Raw genomic sequence first — 4,913 nt, forward strand, 5'->3', positions numbered from 1 at the left:
GAAAGTATCTCAAATATTCCTTCGCGCTTTTTTAATAGATGATGGCTTTTAATAACAGTTTGGTGAACCATCCTTAGGTTATTTTTCACTTTTTGAATTAAACTTACTTCCAATAACTCTTGCTTTTTTAGGTGGTGGAATTTTGCTAGACATCCTAAACATTAATCGGTTATATTTGGAAATTTATTCGAGATAGTTATAATAGTTGAAAATTGCTTATCATTTTACACAGAGATATATTCCTTCATGTCATCTAAATAAAATCCTAAGTTTAATATCTCTTCGCTGTACTCTGGAATAGCTAAAACTAATAAATCTTGTGGTCTTGAACATGCTACATAAGCAAAGCGGCTTGCTTCTGTACCTTTCTGTAACCATTGTGTGAAATGTCCACCATCAGATTTTTTAGTTGGTGAAGAAACTACAAGAGCGGCCCTGTAAGTTTCTCCTTTTACTTTATGTATCGTATCTACTTTTACTTTAATTTCGATCTTTTTTTCACCCATTAAAAATTTTTTAGACATAGGAATATCTGACAATCCTTCAGGAGATCTTAATCTTCTGACAATTTTCTCAAATGAGTATTCAACATCTTTAAGTTCATCCCAAATATTCTTAAATTCACTTTTAAGAATATCTTTAACCCAATTTTTCCATATTTGTTTAGAAGTTTCTTTAACTATAAAATCACTTTTACTAGCAATCTTCTCGAGATAAGTTCCAAGTTTTATACGCCAATCTATTGGGTTGTAAGAAAAAGGGGTTGTAATAATTCCTGATTTACCTTTTCCGGCATACGCTAAGTCGATAATGGCTTGACTAAATAATTCTAATGCGACATTTTTGTCTTTAAAATTAGCTGAACTCCAGTGAGTAATAGCGGATGCAATTTTGTATACAATATGATTTTTAGCTTTGTCTAGTTTTGTATCCTTTGGGTAACCTTTAATTTGCCTAATTGTCGAGGATCCTCTAGCAATAATAATCGCATCTTTGACATTTAAATTCCTTTTGTCTAATAAGTTGATAAATGCTTCTTGAAGTTGATATAGATCATTTTTTTTATCATAAACCCAAAGTAAACAAGATTGATTAAGACTTGACCGGGTTCCTATAATTTGTTGCTTTCCACCTAGTTTAGCAACAACATTACAAATTTGCTGGACACTTCTGTGATTAATGGTTAATTGTAAACGTTCCATTTTCCATTCATCTATTTTCTCAATCACTTTTTCCGGATAGACCTTTCTAAATCCGTAAATTGCTTGATCTAAATCACCGATTAAATGAATAGTTACCCCTGCCTGTTTTAATAAACTTAAAATACCAAGCTGAATTTCAGATAAATCCTGACACTCATCAATAAAAATATAGGGAAATCTTTTAGCAATTAAATCAAGAATATCCCCTCTTTGTTGCAAAAGCTTGTAACACCAATATTCTATGTCTGCATAGGTTACAAAACCTTTTTCTGCAAACTGTTTCTTTTTGTTTAATAGAGTACTAATAGTTAAGGGATCATTTTCGATTTTTTTCTTTTCATCACAAACTGTAGGATTTTCATTCATATCAATAGTGTAATCTAGTATAGAAATTTTATTGGTACTAAAATTTTTTAACCATGTACCATGATTACCATCCTGTATTAATTTATGTGAAACATCCCCTTCAGCTCCCTTATACCTAGTTACTACAGAACCAAAAGGGTGGAAAATATAGGAATGGAGCCAACTATCAATCGTACCAACGAAATGAGGATGACTTACATTCAAATTTCCCAAAAAGCGATTAGCACGATTTTTGATTTCTTCCGCAGCATTTTTCGTAAATGAGAGAACAGCTATACCACTTATCTTGGAAATCCAATTTTGAATTTCATATGCTATTTTGATGCCAACCGAATGCGTTTTTCCACTGCCCGGGCAAGCGCTTAAAAAACAATCCCGATTAATTGGATGTAAAATAAAAGTAGCTTGCTCTGGGGAAAGACGTTTTATATCTTCGTTATTTAACACCGAATAAATTAAATCTAATTTATTTATGGGTTTAATTTCCAGAATTTGTTGGTACATTACTTTCACTCCTTTCATTTAGATTGCAAGCCCAAAGAATAGCTTTCTCGATATAATTAGGAACTGTAAATTCTATTTCCTCATTGGCAAGTTTATAAGCTAAGTGTTGAGCAAATAAACCCTTACCGCATAATTTAGGGTTATCTATTCTATCTAATAAGCATTTTGCTATTTTAGCTTTTTCACTATCAGTTTTTCTGATAAATTCCTTTTTATATTTTTCAAAGTCTTCTCTGATAGATCCATCTGTTTCTAAAATTTCAAGGAAGGTATCAACCATTACCAAAAAGTTGTTTCCGCATAGAGCCAAGTCATATTCAAAAGTTTTAGAATTACTGTATAAGCGGCAATATTTGTTATCTTTCAGTATCATCTGTAGTTTTAATGCCGGATTATTACATTCGCACTCATTTCCAACATAAGGAGTGTCACTTTCTTTAGGATCACAATCTGTTATACCTGCACATCTAATTGGTATACCTTTTCCTTGTTCTTCTGCATTCATAAATAGTTGAAAGAATGACTCGAAATAAATACCACCCATATTTATTACGGAAACACTATATTCTTCTAAAGAGTAATCGGATATTTTTTTCTTTGAATTCAAATATTTATGTAATACTCTTTTAGCCAACTCTGGAATAACTAGTCCTTCCGCTATCCCTTCAACAAGAATCACACCTCTAGCAAACAATAAAGTTGATTTAGTAATATCCATCCAACGTTGCAAGAAAAATTTCTGTTTTGGAGTTAATCCTACATTCTTTAATGGAACAATCGTAGGACTGTTATTAAAATCTGTTCTTTTAACAACTAAAATATTATTTAAGTCAACAGAAGAAGCTATTATTGGTGAATGGGTAGTGACAATAACTTGAACACCACTTATTCGAGCTTGTTTTTCTATATATTCAAGTAATTTTGTCTGTAGTTGTGGATGTAAATGTGCCTCGGGTTCCTCTATCAGAAGAATGCGAGTAGATAACTCATTTTCTTCTGTTTGCTCTAATTCCGCTAATACAGTTGCTAAATAAATTAAGTTGTTATATCCAAGACTATTTTCTGATAACTCCCGAAACTCTTCTACACTCACTTCATTATCAAGAAGCGGATAGAATAACAGTTTTAAATTTTCAATGATTCTCTCGAATCGAGTTTCCGAAAAAGAAACGCTAATATCTTGAGCCAATTGTTCTCCCAAAGATTCTATTAGTCGATTTTTAATATTATCCTTTGCTTTTACGATCAGCTCATCTTTTAATAATTCTTTGTTATTTTGTTTAACTATATCTTCTAAACGCTCTCTTGCGTTATTTTTTGACTCCATTTTAGTTATTAAGCGAGCTAAACGTGATCCTCTAACAGCTCTAAGGCGTTGTTCTGCGTCACGCAATGGCGGTAAATATGTGCATTGAATTGAATTATATGTATCCCACTCGAATATACTACTTGAGGAATTACCTCCCCATAATTCCCTCTTATATTGATTTCTAGAATTAGTCTTATTTTGCACTTTTAAATGTAAAGATGCCGAACATAAATCGTTCGGGTTTAACCAAGGTAAATAAGCTAATTGTTCCTTTTCGTTGAGACCCGAGAAGATTAGGTCAATCGTAAAATTAGACCTTATCTCATTCTTAGTATTACCAATTGAGTGCCAAAACTCTTTTTCAGTAATTTTAACATTACCAAACTCGTCTTCATTTAAGATTAATCGTATTGCATCAATAATAGCCGACTTGCCGCTTCCGTTTTCACCCAAGATAACTGTAAGTCCTTCATTTAAAGGTATTTCGGTTTTTTCATTAAAACAACGATATCCTTCTATTACTAATTTAGATATATACATCAAATCTCCCCTTCCCCAATTAAGCTAAAAAGAAGAAGATCAAATGACCTTATTCTTGAATTTTATCATTTTTTGGCGAAAAATGTTACATTTTGTATATTTTTATTATTATCCGTATGAATTGTAAGTTTGAATTGTAAGTTTGAATTGTAAGTTTACTCAGAAATCATTATGTAAATTATAGAATGTGATTATGTGGGTACAATTCTGGGTATAATCCTGTCAAAATAGAAAGGGGAAAAACAAGTAAGTTAAATACGTAAAATGGTTAAATCAATTAAAATGCGTCTTGAAAATACGCGATATTTCAAGGTTTTTCTATTTAAGAAAGTTAATAAAATGAAATAAATTAATTGTGTTAAAGTGCCTCTTGTGCAGATTTTTCTTCGGTGTGTAGTATGTGGGTTCCTAAGTTAAGTCCGTATAATTGTGTAAAAAAGGAATAGAAAAAAGAGCCACGTTGCTTCCCCTTTGGTCAAATAAACAGTGAACCCCAAACATAAGGAGGAATGCAACGCTGGCTCAATATCATATTCCTGTAAATGATGAACTTTTGCACGGGCTATTGCTGAAAGATAAAGGATTGACTAAGCTGCTCGAACAAGTTCTGAATCAAATCCCCGAAGAAGGGTTTAGATTGTCTGACTATTGGCAGTGACAGAAAACAAAAGAACAAGAAGCCCGCTCGATGAATCAAGAGACTCCGGCGATGAAAAGAGTGGGATAACGGCTCACCCCTTTGACGTGTCAAGGAGAACGTGGAATACCAGAGCGAAACGAGGATATGCCTGAAAGCTCCTTGACGCATTGATTCCTTGACAACATGATCGTTTGTCCGGGAAGACGACCGTCAGGGACGTTTACCGGACTCACCTATACTATACGTCAAGTTATCAGGTCCATGTTTTCTATCAAAGGGGAATTTACACAATAATTAGGACTTGACCATTGAAATTGAGAAAGATCACGTTGAAACTCACATTTCGCACCCT

Annotated in this window: 2 protein-coding genes; both read right to left on the bottom strand. The window is 32.9% G+C overall.

Annotated elements, in window-relative coordinates; translation table 11 throughout:
* Positions 1 to 224 precede the first annotated feature (224 nt).
* Positions 225 to 2,072, bottom strand: a complete 1,848-nt coding sequence (locus I656_RS02265; protein WP_128570089.1) for a UvrD-helicase domain-containing protein — start codon at positions 2,070 to 2,072, stop codon at positions 225 to 227.
* A complete protein-coding gene (locus I656_RS02260) occupies positions 2,047 to 3,921 on the bottom strand; it encodes an ATP-dependent endonuclease (protein ID WP_033006506.1) in 1,875 nt (624 codons plus the stop codon). Before I656_RS02260 ends, I656_RS02265 begins: the two co-directional genes overlap by 26 nt.
* Between the last annotated feature and the right edge of the window lie 992 nt (positions 3,922 to 4,913).

The sequence above is a fragment of the Geobacillus sp. WSUCF1 genome (assembly GCF_000422025.1).
Classification (GTDB): domain Bacteria; phylum Bacillota; class Bacilli; order Bacillales; family Anoxybacillaceae; genus Geobacillus; species Geobacillus zalihae.

Excerpts from the sequence above, each read along its gene's own strand:
- I656_RS02265 (WP_128570089.1), bottom strand. The coding sequence starts at position 2,072 with ATGTACCAACAAATTCTGGAAATTAAACCCATAAATAAATTAGATTTA.
- I656_RS02260 (WP_033006506.1), bottom strand. The coding sequence starts at position 3,921 with ATGTATATATCTAAATTAGTAATAGAAGGATATCGTTGTTTTAATGAA.